This window comes from Sulfitobacter sp. 1A13421 (genome assembly GCF_043557285.1).
GTDB classification, from domain to species: Bacteria; Pseudomonadota; Alphaproteobacteria; order Rhodobacterales; family Rhodobacteraceae; genus Sulfitobacter; species Sulfitobacter faviae.
Genome location: NZ_JBIFFQ010000018.1, coordinates 1 through 13,411 on the forward strand (window position 1 = coordinate 1; position 13,411 = coordinate 13,411).

The 13,411-nt window shown below is 57.6% G+C and carries 15 protein-coding genes and 1 pseudogene; 4 read left to right on the forward strand and 12 right to left on the reverse strand.

Annotated elements, in window-relative coordinates; translation table 11 throughout:
- Positions 1-78: 78 nt before the first annotated feature.
- Positions 79-180, reverse strand: a pseudogene (locus ACGYLI_RS17890) (YaeQ family protein); the annotation flags it as partial.
- A 213-nt stretch (positions 181-393) separates the two neighbouring features.
- Here ACGYLI_RS17890 and ACGYLI_RS17895 point away from each other — a divergent pair.
- Positions 394-1,395, forward strand: a complete 1,002-nt coding sequence (locus ACGYLI_RS17895; RefSeq protein WP_394420147.1) for a glycoside hydrolase family 113 — start codon at positions 394-396, stop codon at positions 1,393-1,395.
- Between the two features lie 361 nt (positions 1,396-1,756).
- On the opposite strand, the gene ACGYLI_RS17900 is transcribed toward ACGYLI_RS17895, so the two are convergent.
- From ACGYLI_RS17900 to ACGYLI_RS17910, 3 genes are all read right to left on the reverse strand, one after another.
- Positions 1,757-2,194 carry a DUF6789 family protein gene (locus ACGYLI_RS17900; RefSeq protein WP_394420148.1) on the reverse strand — a complete coding sequence of 146 codons (438 nt, stop codon included), beginning with the start codon at positions 2,192-2,194 and terminating at the stop codon, positions 1,757-1,759.
- 83 nt (positions 2,195-2,277) lie between these two features.
- Positions 2,278-2,832, reverse strand: a complete 555-nt coding sequence (locus ACGYLI_RS17905; RefSeq protein WP_394420149.1) for a carboxymuconolactone decarboxylase family protein — start codon at positions 2,830-2,832, stop codon at positions 2,278-2,280.
- Between the two features lie 99 nt (positions 2,833-2,931).
- The gene (locus ACGYLI_RS17910) at positions 2,932-3,681 is read right to left on the reverse strand and encodes a glucose 1-dehydrogenase (protein WP_394420150.1); all 750 of its coding nucleotides are present in this window, start codon (positions 3,679-3,681) and stop codon (positions 2,932-2,934) included.
- 103 nt (positions 3,682-3,784) lie between these two features.
- Between ACGYLI_RS17910 and ACGYLI_RS17915 the strand changes: the two genes are divergently transcribed.
- Positions 3,785-4,696: a LysR family transcriptional regulator gene (locus tag ACGYLI_RS17915; RefSeq protein WP_394420151.1), complete on the forward strand. Its 912-nt coding sequence runs from the start codon at positions 3,785-3,787 to the stop codon at positions 4,694-4,696.
- A gap of 30 nt (positions 4,697-4,726) precedes the next feature.
- On the opposite strand, the gene ACGYLI_RS17920 is transcribed toward ACGYLI_RS17915, so the two are convergent.
- The 3 genes from ACGYLI_RS17920 to ACGYLI_RS17930 are packed head-to-tail and all read right to left on the reverse strand — an operon-like array spanning position 4,727 to position 7,031.
- Complete coding sequence (locus ACGYLI_RS17920) at positions 4,727-5,965, reverse strand: YbfB/YjiJ family MFS transporter (protein WP_394420152.1); 1,239 nt, start codon at positions 5,963-5,965, stop codon at positions 4,727-4,729.
- Positions 5,966-6,024: 59 nt separating this feature from the next.
- Entirely contained in the window at positions 6,025-6,492 is a 468-nt protein-coding gene (locus ACGYLI_RS17925) for a DUF2798 domain-containing protein (RefSeq protein WP_327565673.1), read from the reverse strand.
- Between the two features lie 23 nt (positions 6,493-6,515).
- Complete coding sequence (locus tag ACGYLI_RS17930) at positions 6,516-7,031, reverse strand: hypothetical protein (RefSeq protein ID WP_394420153.1); 516 nt, start codon at positions 7,029-7,031, stop codon at positions 6,516-6,518.
- Between the two features lie 44 nt (positions 7,032-7,075).
- Between ACGYLI_RS17930 and ACGYLI_RS17935 the strand changes: the two genes are divergently transcribed.
- Entirely contained in the window at positions 7,076-7,792 is a 717-nt protein-coding gene (locus ACGYLI_RS17935; RefSeq protein WP_394420154.1) for a TetR/AcrR family transcriptional regulator, read from the forward strand.
- A gap of 398 nt (positions 7,793-8,190) precedes the next feature.
- Here ACGYLI_RS17935 and ACGYLI_RS17940 read toward each other — a convergent pair whose 3' ends face one another.
- The 5 genes from ACGYLI_RS17940 to ACGYLI_RS17960 form a co-directional block, all read right to left on the reverse strand.
- Positions 8,191-8,685: a DUF2938 family protein gene (locus ACGYLI_RS17940; RefSeq protein WP_394414366.1), complete on the reverse strand. Its 495-nt coding sequence runs from the start codon at positions 8,683-8,685 to the stop codon at positions 8,191-8,193.
- Positions 8,686-8,747: 62 nt separating this feature from the next.
- Positions 8,748-9,953, reverse strand: coding sequence for an MFS transporter (locus tag ACGYLI_RS17945; protein WP_394420155.1), 1,206 nt, complete (start codon positions 9,951-9,953; stop codon positions 8,748-8,750).
- Between the two features lie 97 nt (positions 9,954-10,050).
- Entirely contained in the window at positions 10,051-11,136 is a 1,086-nt protein-coding gene (locus ACGYLI_RS17950) for a flavin monoamine oxidase family protein (protein WP_394420156.1), read from the reverse strand.
- Positions 11,136-11,813 carry an SDR family NAD(P)-dependent oxidoreductase gene (locus ACGYLI_RS17955; RefSeq protein WP_394420157.1) on the reverse strand — a complete coding sequence of 226 codons (678 nt, stop codon included), beginning with the start codon at positions 11,811-11,813 and terminating at the stop codon, positions 11,136-11,138. Before ACGYLI_RS17955 ends, ACGYLI_RS17950 begins: the two co-directional genes overlap by 1 nt.
- Position 11,814: 1 nt before the next feature.
- Positions 11,815-12,495 carry a cupin domain-containing protein gene (locus tag ACGYLI_RS17960; protein WP_394420158.1) on the reverse strand — a complete coding sequence of 227 codons (681 nt, stop codon included), beginning with the start codon at positions 12,493-12,495 and terminating at the stop codon, positions 11,815-11,817.
- Positions 12,496-12,633: 138 nt separating this feature from the next.
- Here ACGYLI_RS17960 and ACGYLI_RS17965 point away from each other — a divergent pair, with 138 nt between their 5' ends.
- Complete coding sequence (locus tag ACGYLI_RS17965) at positions 12,634-13,167, forward strand: TetR/AcrR family transcriptional regulator (protein WP_394404089.1); 534 nt, start codon at positions 12,634-12,636, stop codon at positions 13,165-13,167.
- Positions 13,168-13,411 lie beyond the last annotated feature (244 nt).

The following is a 13,411-nucleotide window of genomic DNA, read 5'->3' on the forward strand; positions in this document are numbered from 1 at the left end:
CGGGCCAGCTACCGAGCGCTCCGATGGGGGTCATTTTTGGATGCCGATAGGGGGTCAAGATTGCCTGCCGATTGACACCGAAGGATGTTTGGCGATGGTCAGCTTATGGGTCTCGTAATAATGACGATCCATGTCCGAGACCGAAAGCTCGACTTTGTAGATGGTGGCATTCTGCGCCATGATATGTCTCGATTTTCAAGGTAGGCGCTGCCTACGCGCTTGGGCCGACCGGGGAAAGGGAATTGTCACTGGGCTCTGCGCGGGTCCGACAGATAAAGGCGCGCCAATTTTGCGCGAAATTGATGTTATTTGGCCCGGGGCAGCGCCCAAAAGACCACGCGTCTTCGCCAGCATGCCGTTGTGCGGCAGGGGAAGTCATCCTACCCTAGCCCCATGATCGACCGTCGCACGCTTCTCTGGGCCCTCGGCTCTACCGCTTTGACTGCGACAGCGGCGTTTTCGGGAAAGGCGGGTGGCGTCCTACGCGGGTTCAACCTGATCGAGACGCCGAACGCCCCCTTCGGCAGCCCCGCCGCCGCCCAAAGCATCGCGCGGCTGCGTGACACGGGCGCGACGGCGGCGACGGTGATCCCCTTCCTATGGCAGCCTTCGCCCAGCTCCAGCGCCATCGTCATGGGAGATGCGCTGCCCCATGACAGGATCGCCGCCGGGATCGCGCAGCTGCACGCCGCGTGGCTCGCCGCCATCGTCAAACCCCATGTCTGGGTGCCCGAAAGTTGGGCCGGCGCGATTGCCCCGGAGCCGGACAGCGCAGACGCATGGCACGCCGCCTACGCAGAGGTTCTGCGCGCCATCGCCGTCACGGCAGAGCGCAACGGCGCCGACGTGCTCGTCCTCGGCACCGAATTGCGCGGCGTATCGGGGGCGCCGCAGTGGGGCGAGACCATCGCCGAGATACGCGCGCTTTTCAGCGGAAGCCTCACCTATGTCGCCCACGGCGCCGATGAGGCCGAGAAGATCGCCTTCTGGCCCGAACTGGATGCCGTGGCGGTATCCCTCTACCCCGTTCTAGGCGCCCCGGACGCGCCGACCGATTGGGACCGCGCCATTACCGCAGAATTGGACCGGGTCGCCGCCGTGGCGCGAAAATATGCAAAACCCATCTGGATCGCGGAAATCGGCCTCCGCTCCGCCGAAGGCGCGACCGCCCGCCCATGGGAAAGCGCCGAAGAACGCGCCGCCCCCGCCGACATGGCGCTTCAGGCGGAGGTGCTGGATCGCTGGCTCCGCGCCCTCAAGGCCCGCGGGATTCGTGACGTCTGGATCTGGCGTTGGTTCACCGACCCCGAAGGCGGCGGCGCGGGAGACACTGATTTTACGGTGCAGAACAAGGTGGCGCAGGAGGTGATCGCAGGGTTTTGGCGCGAAGAATGAACAGGCTCGAAAGGCGCAGAGCACCGGTGTCATTCATGTAAACATGCGGAAAACCTTACGAAGAAGGTGGTACCCAAGGCCGGACTCGAACCGGCACGCCTCGCGGCGGGGGATTTTGAGTTCTCACGAAACTAATATTTTTCAACACCAGGGAAGAATTCGATAAATGCCCCGCTGGAGATTGCATATGCGATCGCCGAAACAGCCACGATGCTCGTCGCGATAGCCAAAACAGCGAAGGCATTCAACTCTCCGCTGCGCGTTGACAGCTTGACGAGTATTGTTGCGGCTGAACACCCCGCCATCCCGAGAAGTGCCCAATAAATTTAATGCATGCTCGCCCCTAAAGGTGGCTGATAGGTTACGCGGAAATTTCAGAATGCAATGAGGCAAAAACCAACCCCAAGACTGCACCAAACACGTTATGCAGTATCAACGTCATGACAGCAGCCATCATTCCGATCCCCAGGTTAAGGCCGAATAGGCCGGCACCTGCCATTGGCATCATAACGACCATCATACCAAACCACGCGGCGATGCCGAAAAGAATACCCTTCACGATCTGCTTATCGCCGGGGATCGAGACATTCAGCAAGGCAAAACCACCACCCCAAGCGAGCGTGCCGATAGCGAAATGGCCAATCCAGCCTACCAAGGCGGGCGCGCCCAGCATGACTGCGATCATGTGTATGGTGTCGAGTTCAGGAAAGGCCCCGACCGCTCCTTTCATCAACATTATCGCAGACAGGACCACGGTTGCAGCGAGGCCCGCAATAAATCCGGATTTAAGATCAGTCATGGGAATTCCTTTCAAGAATGGGTTGGAGCAACAAAACTCGAAATCCGGGGCTGCAAAACTGTGCATCGCAGCCCCGGGAAGGTTCATGCAGAGGGCGTCCAAGCGAATTTCTGGAAGGGCTTATCGACCGGCGTATCTGCAATATGATTGGTGTAATTCGACATGATCTTCTGGCTATAGCCCAGGATCACCTCAAGGATGTTGCGCTTGGTAAAGCCTGCATCAAGGAAGGTCTGCACGGTTGCGTCATCCAGATTTCCACGCTCGCGCACCAGAGCCAGCGCGAAGTCCCGCAGCGATTCCAGTCGTGCATTGGGCAGCGCGGTGTTGTCGCGTAGCGCATTTGTAATCGCGTCATCGACACCCATGCTCTTGGCGATGCCAGTGTGGGCAGGAACACAGTAGTGGCAGGCGTTTTCAACATTGATGGTCTGCCAGACGACAGTCAGTTCGTCCTTGTCGAAGCTCGAGTTCACGAACAGCTCATGGACCTGCTGATAGGCTTCCAACAGGCCCGGCGCTTCGGCCATGACGGCGTGCAAGCCGGGGATCATGCCGTAGGCTGCTTTGGATTTCGCCAACAATTCCTTGCTGCCTTCAGGGGCTGTATTCTCGTCGTGAAGTGTAAAGTCAGTCATCATTGTTTCCTTTTTAGGTTTGTCTGGTTTGGTAGGCTGTAAAAAATGGTGAGGGTGCCTTGGGTGATGTTGAAGCCACCGCCACCAGTCGAGGAGATTTCAGACCTGCGTCCATCCGCCATCGACGACCAGCTCGGTGCCAACCACATAGGAGGAGTCACCGGACGCAAGAAACAGGGCTGCGGTCGCGATCTCGCGAGGTTCGGCAAAGCGTTTAAGCGGGATCTGATCGGCCATGCCTTCGCCCATTGCGTCAATCTCGGCTTCTGACATGCCTGCACGGGCGTAGATCGGTGTGGCTACAGGACCGGGCGAGATTGCGTTGACGCGGATGCCGCGTGCCACCAGTTCACCCGAGAAGCTGCGCGCAAAAGACCGCACTACTGCTTTGCTTGCCGCATAAGCTGACATACCTGCCATGCCTTTGGTATTCGACACTGATGTAGTCAGCACCACCGACGCGCCGTCATTCAGCACGCCTATACTGTGCTGAACAGTCTTGAAAACGCCCTTCACGTTCACATCGAAAACTTTGTCAAAGTGGTCCTCACCCGCTTGTGCCACAGGCGCGAAATCCGCGACACCGGCATTGGCGAACAGGATGTCTACCTTGCCAAAGCGGTCGTTGGTTGCGGAGAAAAGACGTTTTAGGTCAGCATCTTGCGTAACATTGCCCTGCACACCGATGGCGTTATCACCTAAGGTTTCCACAGCATCATCCAGTGACTTCTGATCGCGACCAAAGATCACGACTTGCGCGCCTTCATCGATGAATGTCTTGGCGGTGCTCAGACCGATCCCGCTGTTGCCGCCGGTGATGACGGCGGTCTTTCCGGTAAGCTTGCCCATTTTGTTTCCTTTCAGATGGTGCAGCAGTTTGCTGCTCCACCCGAATATGGGGCATGCGCCTTTCATATTGAAATTGAATGATCGAACATTCTATATTCACAAAATGAATTTACGTTCTCTGGATCTGAACCTGTTGGTCGCCTTTGATGCGCTTATGCGTGAGCGCAATGTCACCCGAGCTGCGCGCACCATTGGCCTGTCGCAACCAGCATTTTCCAACGCGCTGACGCGCCTACGCGATCGGCTGGGGGATGAGTTGTTCATCAGGACGCCCGAGGGCATGCGCCCCACCGCTTGGGCGCTTGAACTCAGCGGGCCGATTAGCTCGGCCCTGAATGAAATTCAGATGGCGCTGGATGGTGCATCGTTTGATCCAGCGACGGCAACACGGCTGTTCACGATTGCCACGCCTGATTATGCGACGATCACTCTTTTCCCAAAACTGCTCAGCCGCGTCCGACAAGAGGCGCCGGGCGTTTCATTGCAAGCCATATCCCCCAGCATTCACTACGGGGAATATCTGGATAACCAGAGCGCCGATCTGGCGCTGCTGGCGTGGCCGGACCCGCCCGAGCGGTTCGCATCTGAGCCCTTGTTTGAAGAGAAATGGGTTTGCACGATGCGCAAAGGCCATCCGATGGTCGGAAAACCACCGAGATTGGACCGATATGCATCTGTGGAACATCTGCTGGTCAGCGCAACAGGGAAACGCCGAAACTGGATCGACGATGCAATGGCGGACCGCGGCCGCACGCGCCGCGTCGTTTATACGATGCCAACCTATGGCCCAGCACCGCTCATTTTGGAGACGACCGATCTTATCCTGACCTGTCCGGCCAGCGTCGCGCGCGAGTTTGAGCGAAACGTTGGAACACTCGTCTCCCCCTGTCCGCTGGAAACACCTCAAGCCATGCGCAGTGTTCACATGGTTTGGCACAAACGCCTTGGAAATCACCCGGCCCAGCAATGGCTGCGCGGGATACTGCGCGAACTTGGTGCAGGATTTACCCAATAGGTATGGAGGCTTGCCCTGTACAAGCTTTGATCAGCTTCCCCGGTCAGAGGTTTTCAAACGCAGGCTCATAGCGATTGCCAAGGTGGCAGCGATGCCCGAAACGGCATAGCTTGCGCTGAAATCACCGCTGCGTTCAGCCAGAAAACCGGCGACGACTGGCCCTGCGGCTTGCCCGCCCGAAAAAGCAAATGTCAGCGCCGCCAGCGCATTGGCTGCCCCAGCAGTGCCGAAAAAATCGCCCGCCGAGGCCGCCATGATCACAGGGATACTCCAGGCCGCCAGCCCAAACAAAAGGATCGAGATATAGAGAGCTGCTACGTCCGTCCCGATGCCCACCAGAAGAAATGACAAAGCCAGCACCGCAAAGGCCATCGCCAGCCCGCGCCGTCGCCCAACCCTGTCAGAGATGACGCCAAACAATACGCCCGAAAAGATACTCAGAAAACCAAAGGAAGACCAAACTGTCCCCGCCGCCGTCGGATCAAGCCCGTATGCGTCGACCATGCTTGTTACGATGAAGGTGACATAGAGCATGTAAACCGCGCCGTAGATGGCAAAGATCAGGCCCATACTCACCAGCAGGCGCAGCTTCTCCCGCCCAGTCAACGCATCGCGCAGGGTGCTGTGGTCTTGAGCGCGCCCGAAAGGTTTCTGTGCTTTCTGGAGAGGGTGGTTGCGCAGCAAAGCGAAAGCCAGCATCGCGACAGCGGTGGAGATAGCAGCAAAGATGATCCAGCCAACCTGCCAGGATTGCAGCCCGAAGGTCGGCGCCAACCTTGGCACGACAAAGCCGCTCAAGATGATGCCGAACCCCGGTCCAGACATCACAAGGCCCGCCGCAACTCCCCGGTGCGATGGGAGAAACCAATGCGACATGACGCTCATTGAGGGCAGCACAACGCCGCCGCTGCCAATTCCTGTGATGATATACAGGGCGCAGAGTGTCGCAAAGCTTTGGGTCAGCGCCATCCCAAACATGGAAAGGGCAATTAAGAGCAAGCTGAGTGTAACGGTCAGTCTGGTGCCAAGCCGGGGTAAGATGATTGGGGCCAGCAAAACAGCAACCAGATAGCCCACCATATTTCCAAAGCCCAGAACCCCGCCTTGCCCGTATGACAGGCCGAGCGATGTTGACATGGATGGCAACATCATTCCGAAAGCAAACCGCGCAAGACCAAGACCGCAGATCATTGCTGAAGCCCCGGCAAAAGCAACGACCCAGGCATAATGAAGCCCAGGCTTTGTGCTAAAAGGTGTTGTTGCGCGCATAGCGCCCCCTAACAATGGAATGCCCACCACCAAAGCCAGTGGCGGGCCGTATTAACGCATCAAGCGCGCAACATGGCCAAAAGCCAAGGGCGCACAGTTGTCGTCAGCACCAAGGCCAGGACAAGCCCAACAGGAAAGGCCGTGATAAAGGCATTAAGCCAAAGCTCTCTCACAACCGTCATATCACCGAAGCCTGCTTCGGTTCCGGCTGTGATCACTGCCATAAGAGATTGCATGATCACCGCCATGATAAGCCCAAGCACGATCCGCAGTTTCATCGGCGCCAGCCCCGGCATGATCCGAGACAACAGTTTGTCAAACAGCCCCATGAGCAAGAACGCGAAAGGCAACAGGACGAACACAGCCTTCAGAAAGGAGATCCCCCAATTGGGCAGGAAGATTTCCGAGAAACCGGTATTGGCCCAGGTCATGATACCGGTAAGCGTTCCGGCAACACTGCCCATGACGGCTGCGACGATAGCGATTTTCTGCGGGATTGAGCGATGGGTTGGGTGGGAAGTAGGCATAGCAGCCCTTTCAAGTTGGGGTGTCAGGACAGACGTGTTTTACGGCGCAGCCATCCGTTCAGGATCGCAAGTGCCATGATGATGACCGTCAGAACGGGTGGTTTGGATTGAAATGGTAGCACTTCTGCCGGGACGGCTGGATGCAAATGCACGTAGACGGCAACCAGCATGATGATCACGATGAGCAGTGTTGTGAGGGCGAAAATCAGATCGCTGATGGGCCCCTGCAACCGCTGCCATCCGAAAAAATACCCAAGCAGAATGATCCCGGCGGTAATCTCTCCGGCCTGACCTGCAAAAGCGGATAGCGCCGGAAATGGTAGCTGGCTCAGCGCAATTTGCTGCGCAAACATGTCGGTGAAGGGCAAAAAGAATTTGGCGACGCCACCCAACAACAGGAACGCGCCCAGCAGGCCGCTGAGCAAGCGGTTGGCATTGGCCGTCCCCGACGCGCCTGACCGCCGCATCACAAGATAAGAAACGAGGGTCACAGCGGCGACACCGCCGATGAGTGATAGCTCTTTTAACAGTTGGTCCATTGGATACCTCTCGAACTCAAACGGCGGGTGCGACTCAATTTGGAATGATCGTTCAAAACCACATAATCAGTTTGGAACGATTGGTCAACACTCTTGCGCCGCTGTCGAAAACCATGGATAGATTGCCAGAGCAGACGCTGCACAAACCGCTTTTGCGCGCACAAAGGACCACGATGATGCCTTGGGAAAAGAGTTTTGAAATTGACGCCACTCTCGACAAGGCTGCCGAGGTTTTTTCCGTCAAGGGGTACGAGGCGACGTCGGTTGCCGATCTTGTAAAGGCCATGGGCGTGAACCGTGGCAGCCTTTACGCCACTTTTGGCAACAAACACGATTTATTCAAATCCGTCCTGACCCGCTTTGTCGAAGAACGTCAGGCACAGACTTTGGCGCAGCTCGAAGCCAAGCCCGATCCGATCGATGCGATCCTGTCGCTTTTCGACACGGTCGTTCATCAAAGCGTGACCGAGCGCGAGCAGAAGGGTAACCTGATCATCCACGCAGCATTGGAGTTCCCCAATCATAGCGAGGATATACAGGCCGTCGTGGATAGGGCGCTTAGCGCTTTAGAGGATTTCTTTCTCAGGGTGATCGAGAAGGGCAAAAAAGCACAAATAATAGACGCATCAATTGATGCTGGAAGTGCGGCAAAATCGCTGGTCGCCCTTACCGTTGGCTACCGGGTCCTTGCACGGGGTGCCTTTGATAATGACGCGCTGCGACTCGTAAAAGACAGCTCGCTACGTATCATTGGTGCTTGAAACCATATACGGGTCTTGTCTGGGAATAATTTGCAAACTTCATGCACAAGGCAAAGAACCTTGCGCTGTGTCGTCTCAGAGGCCAATCCTACAGAGACTTGCTGGCGCGATACGCAAAGTTGCCACTCCTCGAAATCTGCAGAACGGCAACCGTTATCCACATAGCCTGCCCGGGAACTCAGCGCAGCGAAAGTCTGGTTTCCGCCCTTTGTATCGATCGACGCGAACGGCCCAGATCTGACTTTCGACACGCATTCCAAATACTGCGCCGCGATGACCCATCGCGCCTCCTTCAGACTGTACGCAGCCTGACCCTGAAGGACGCTAACCTGTGACAGCCTTGTCCAAGGTTCGGCTATTCTCTACCGCATCGCACTCTACAAAAAACGCTGCGCGGTTCAGGAAAGCGCCTTTAACAACAATGCCGCAGTAAACAGACCAAGGCCAAATATCGAATGGCCAAAAGCGCTTTTTATGCGGGCAATAATTGGAGAAGGTGCCCGCGACGCTGCGATACCCAGCCCCATGCCCGGCATCATAATAAAATACGGCAAGACAAGCAAAGCAATAGAAAGGCTCATGGGCTGCGCAAGCTGGGGATCAGCAAACCAATCCGCGCCCCAGATCAAAGCCAAGAGTACTCCATAGCCGATGCCGATGGCGTAGTGGAACGACCAGCCCATAATGTTTTCGCCAGGAATCGGTTTGGCGTCTTTCAAATTGCGCTGAATGAATTGCCCATTGGGCATATGACCCATCCAGCGCCCGACCATGCGCCAATTCGTGGCCGTGTACCCTAAAAACCGAGCCATAAAGGCCATAACTGCGTCGAAAATCAACGTGCCCACGATCCCTACAAGGGTCGCTGATATGAGAATTTGTAAATTAGGCATGTTGAGTCTGTCCTTTTGGTTTGCATTCTTTTGTTAATCTCAGAGGCCTTTCGGAGCGGCCCTTACAAACGTCGCGCCGCTTGCCAGACCAATGGTGCAAGCACGATGGCAATGAAGGGGAACATCATGAGATTGATGAGATGCCATCCCGACGCCTGCATCAACGCGCCGGAAAAGAACGAAAGCGCTGCGACTGTGCCGAAGACGGCGAAATCATTCAGCCCTTGGGCACGCCCGCGCTCGGCCTCTGTATGCGCAGCGGCCACCATCGCAGTGGCCCCGATGAAGCCAAAGTTCCATCCGATCCCAAGAAGGATGAGAGAGATAAAGAAATGCCTCAGATCCAAACCGGTCAGCGCAACAGCACCTGAAATGCCGATAATGATCAGGCCAGCGGCGGTGACCTTTTCCTTGCCGAACCGGGCGATCAGCTTGCCCGTTACAAGGCTTGGCGCGAACATCGCCAGCACATGCCATTGAATACCCCATGCCGCGTGGTCAATCGAATGCCCGCATCCGACCATCGCCAGCGGTGCGGCCGTCATGACGAATGACATAAGCCCGTAAGACACCACGCCAGCGGCGACCCCAAGCATGTATTTCGGCGACGCCAGAAGTTGGAGCACGGTGCGCCCCCCATCATCGGACGGCGTTTCGGCTGTGGCCGCAGGTTGGCGGTGCCTTAACCGGGTCAGAACAAAAAACGCGATGAGCGCCAGCGCCGCTTGGCTCAGGAAACTGCCCGCAAAGGGCACCCCCGGCACAGCGTCGCGCGTGGCAATGACCAGTTGCGGGCCGATAATGGCTGCGACCAGGCCGCCAACCATGACCCATGAAATGGCGCGCCCCCTGTCTGCCCCTTCGCGCCCGTCGGCAGCTGCGAAACGGTAAGACTGGACATAAGAGGCATAGAGCCCCGCCAGAAACGTTCCCAAACAGAAGAATATGAACGCCCCAAAGGATATCGCACCAGCGGCGACCAATCCCGAAAACACGCCGATCATCGCCCCCAGAAGATAACCACCGCGCCGCCCGTATTGCCGCATGATCCAAGCGGCAGGCACCGTTCCAAGGGCAAGTCCAAGATTGTAAATGCTGACCGGAAGGGTCGCCAAAGCAGGGTCAGTTGCAAGGTCCTGACCAACCAATCCCCCCAGCGAGATTACAATCGGCCCGCTGGCAGCCCCCAAAGATTGGGCGAGGATCAGCACCGTAAGGTTGTGCCGGAACCCGGCGGTTTCAATCGTGCGTAATGTCCGAGTCATCATATGTTATCCGTATGGCCACCATGCCCGTTGGATTGGCTTGGCGCCGCGTGCTCTAATTTGTCTAATGGATGCCCCAAACCTTGCGGGCGGGTGGTGATCAGGTCTGCATGGGGTCGTGCAGCGCCAGCGTGCTGGCCGCATGTTCGGCCGCCTCTAATGCGCCCTCAAGAAAGCCTCCGAATTCCGGGGCGGTTTCGGTCGACGCAAATATCATCCCGCGTGCTGACAGGGCACGCAGGTTGGTCGGCAAACCATAGCGGGGGTGGCTTCGGATCGGATGTCGATCCTGTGGGCGCGCGATGTGGGGAATGGTCGCCCAGTCCTGCAAAACAAGGTGCATCGGGTCTGCCATTTCCGGACCGAACATCGCCGTCAGCTGCATCACCGCGAGACGCATCATCTCATCTTTGTGCTGGGCACGCGCATCCGCAGGGACCCCGACAAAACCGAAGAGCGCATAGGGACCGCCCTGCCTTGGCGAAGCATCGTGGATTTCGACCATTGGCCCTTGCTGGCTCATGGCGTCGCCGGACAGCCCGGCATTGCGCCAATAGGGCTGGTCGTAAACCGCGACGATCTTGGCCTGACCAGCCATCCAGGTCGGCACGTTTTGCAAAGCCTGCGTTTGGGCCGCATTTAGGGTGGGGTCAAAGGTAACGGTTTCGGCGATGACCCGGGGCGGCACGGCCATCACGATTCTATTTGCCGTGATGGTCAGTGTGCGGCCGTTATGGTCAACCTGCGCCGCGATGTTGTCCGCCGAATGGTCGACCGACCTCAGCCGCGTATTGGTCATGATCATCGCCGGGTTCAACCCTTTGGCCAAAGCACACACCACAGAGCCGATACCTCCTGCCAAGCGGTACGAACCCTCCATAGAGGCATAGCCGCGTCCGCGCTGAACGGTGCCGTTTTGCTCTTGATAGACCAAGTCACCCGTCGAGAACTGCTCAAACACAGGGATCTGAAAGCGTTCCGCGAGGGCCGCCATGCGCGGCTGGCCCGGCCAGAACCACGCAGGCCCAAGGTCGAAGGCACCGCCCGAAAACTCCTGCGTAAGGATGCGCCCGCCCAGGCGGTCCTGCGCTTCAACCAGCAAGAAATCGCGGCCTTGGCGGGCCAGATGGTCGGCAAGCGCAAGACCCGACAGACCACCGCCCACAATCAGAACATCGGTCTGCATCAGAACGCCTCTCCCATCGGCCCGAGGTCCATCTCATGAGTCCAGGTGGACCGATGTTGATCCGCCAGCGCCAGATAGGTGCGGGCAATATCGGCTGGCTTCTTCATCCGTTCAGGGGCCATACTGTGCAGCGCGCGGCTGGCATCCGTGTCAACAATTCCGTCAAGAACCACATGCACGACGTGGATGCCCTGCGGCCCATATTCGCGCGCCAGCGATTGGGTCAAAGCGCGCAACCCTGCCTTGGCCGAGGCAAAGGCCGCAAAATTCCTGCCACCGCGGAGGCTCGCTGTTGCGCCAGTGACGATGAAGGTGCCACCGCCCCCTTTCACCATCGCAGGCAACGCGTTGCAGGCCAAGTTAGCCGCTGAAAGCACCATCGCCCGCCATGTCGCTTCAAAATGTGCAGCCGTGGTCTCCGCAAACCCCGCGATCACCAGCTTCGCCGCGTTGTGAACCACCAGGTTTGGTGCCCCATGGGTTTGGATCAGATCCGACACGGTTTGGGATATTTGATCGGGGTCGGACAGGTCAACGGCATGTGTCGTGCCCGCCGCGCCATCGGGAACCGAGCGGTTGAGGCCGATGGGGGTATAGCCGTTCTGAGCAAAGGCGCGCACCAAGCTCTGCCCAAGACCGGCCCCCGCCCCGCCAATGATTGCAAGTGGGTCTGACATCTCAACCTCCGGCATTGGGGGCTGTTGGCGTGTCCGCGAGATGGCCGGATTTGCCCCAAAGCCGCGCCCCATCAGGACCGGAAACGGCGTTCAGCGGCCTGTGGGGCGGCAGGCGCAGCCAGGAATTGACCCCGAAGACCTCATCGCCTTCGATAAAACTGCCTTCGACCACAAGAGCTTCGAACCCGTTGTGGCCAGCCTGCGTCACTGCCACGTTGGGCTCCCAAAGCTCGATCCGCACCCGTTCCCGCACATCCTTGAACAGCGGGATTTCTGAAACACCCGCACGCACTGGCTGCGGGGGCTGGGTGGTGGTGTCTATGATGATCTGCTGACGGTCATCCATGTCAAACTGCCACAGCTTGACGAAGATCGTCGCCCCCGATGCAGAGCTTGGGGTATGCGAAGACGTCGGCGGGTTGCGCACGTATGTGCCAACCGGGAAGTCACCGTGTTCATCCTGAAAGACACCATCAAGCACAAGAAACTCTTCGCCGCCCGTATGGGTATGCGCCGAAAACGCGCTGCCCGGCGCATAGCGGACGATGGTCGTCGCCCGCGCGACTTCATCCCCGATCCGGTCCAGCATCCGGCGCTCCACGCCCTTCATCGGGGATGCAATCCACGGCTCCCTGTCCGAATGTACAACGGCACGTTCATCAAAATTAGCGTTCAAGTCCATGGTACATCCTTCCGATCCAGCGCGAAGAGGCGCTACACAACTACCTATCAGTCGATAGGCTTTCAGTTAGATATTGCCCTCGCTACTGTCAACACCTATCTACCACATGATAGATAGGAGCCCCGCATGCCACCGACAATGAAAGACAAAATCCTCGACGCCGCTGAAAAGCGTGTCCGCGGCGCGGGTTTCTCAGCGATGAGCTTCCGTGACTTGGCAAGCGATGTAGGCATCAAAAGCGCAAGCGTTCACTATCACTTTCCGACCAAACCCGACCTGGGCGAAGCTTTGGTTGATCGCTACACCAGCCAGTTCAAAGAGGAACTTGAACAGATCGACACGGCCAGCTTGCAAACGGCGTTGGACAGCTACGTTGCGCTCTACTCTCAAGCGCTTGTCTTGGACGAAACCATCTGTCTTTGCGCAATTATGGGAGCAGAAGCGATCGGGCTTCCCAAGAATGTTAACCAGAAAACAAAGGCATTCTTCAAAATGAACAGGATGTGGCTGCTTGACCTGTTCCAACGCCATAGCGTTCAAAACCCCGAAGACACGTCCTGCCTCATCGTCGCGGCGCTGGAAGGCGGCATGATCGTTGCTTCATCCTCCGACGATCGTGCGATGTTCGACCAGATCGCCAAGGCCGCGATCCGAAGTATCGCCAGGATTTGACGGCTATATGGAGCGCTCTCGATTCCCGTTAGCTGCTATTGCGCATCGACAAACTGGATCGCCGCACTGAACGTCCTCTTCTTCGACTTTACACGATTAGTTTGCGTAAGCAGCGAATGACTGGAAACCGCCCGTTACGTAAAAAAACACCCGTTCGCGGGCGCAGAATGTCAATCGGCAGGCAATCTTGACCCCCTATCGGCATCCAAAAATGACCCCCATCGGAGCGCTCGGTAGCTGGCCC

Coding starts and splice junctions, on each gene's coding strand:
- ACGYLI_RS17900 (WP_394420148.1), bottom strand. CDS start 2,194: ATGACTGATCTTAAATCCGGATTTATTGCGGGCCTCGCTGCAACCGTG.
- ACGYLI_RS17910 (WP_394420150.1), bottom strand. CDS start 3,681: ATGGGCAAGCTTACCGGAAAGACCGCCGTCATCACCGGCGGCAACAGC.
- ACGYLI_RS17930 (WP_394420153.1), bottom strand. CDS start 7,031: ATGGACCAACTGTTAAAAGAGCTATCACTCATCGGCGGTGTCGCCGCT.
- ACGYLI_RS17935 (WP_394420154.1), top strand. CDS start 7,076: ATGATCGTTCAAAACCACATAATCAGTTTGGAACGATTGGTCAACACT.
- ACGYLI_RS17915 (WP_394420151.1), top strand. CDS start 3,785: ATGAATTTACGTTCTCTGGATCTGAACCTGTTGGTCGCCTTTGATGCG.
- ACGYLI_RS17960 (WP_394420158.1), bottom strand. CDS start 12,495: ATGGACTTGAACGCTAATTTTGATGAACGTGCCGTTGTACATTCGGAC.
- ACGYLI_RS17920 (WP_394420152.1), bottom strand. CDS start 5,965: ATGCGCGCAACAACACCTTTTAGCACAAAGCCTGGGCTTCATTATGCC.
- ACGYLI_RS17925 (WP_327565673.1), bottom strand. CDS start 6,492: ATGCCTACTTCCCACCCAACCCATCGCTCAATCCCGCAGAAAATCGCT.
- ACGYLI_RS17950 (WP_394420156.1), bottom strand. CDS start 11,136: ATGCAGACCGATGTTCTGATTGTGGGCGGTGGTCTGTCGGGTCTTGCG.
- ACGYLI_RS17940 (WP_394414366.1), bottom strand. CDS start 8,685: ATGCCTAATTTACAAATTCTCATATCAGCGACCCTTGTAGGGATCGTG.
- ACGYLI_RS17965 (WP_394404089.1), top strand. CDS start 12,634: ATGAAAGACAAAATCCTCGACGCCGCTGAAAAGCGTGTCCGCGGCGCG.
- ACGYLI_RS17905 (WP_394420149.1), bottom strand. CDS start 2,832: ATGACTGACTTTACACTTCACGACGAGAATACAGCCCCTGAAGGCAGC.
- ACGYLI_RS17895 (WP_394420147.1), top strand. CDS start 394: ATGATCGACCGTCGCACGCTTCTCTGGGCCCTCGGCTCTACCGCTTTG.
- ACGYLI_RS17945 (WP_394420155.1), bottom strand. CDS start 9,953: ATGATGACTCGGACATTACGCACGATTGAAACCGCCGGGTTCCGGCAC.
- ACGYLI_RS17955 (WP_394420157.1), bottom strand. CDS start 11,813: ATGTCAGACCCACTTGCAATCATTGGCGGGGCGGGGGCCGGTCTTGGG.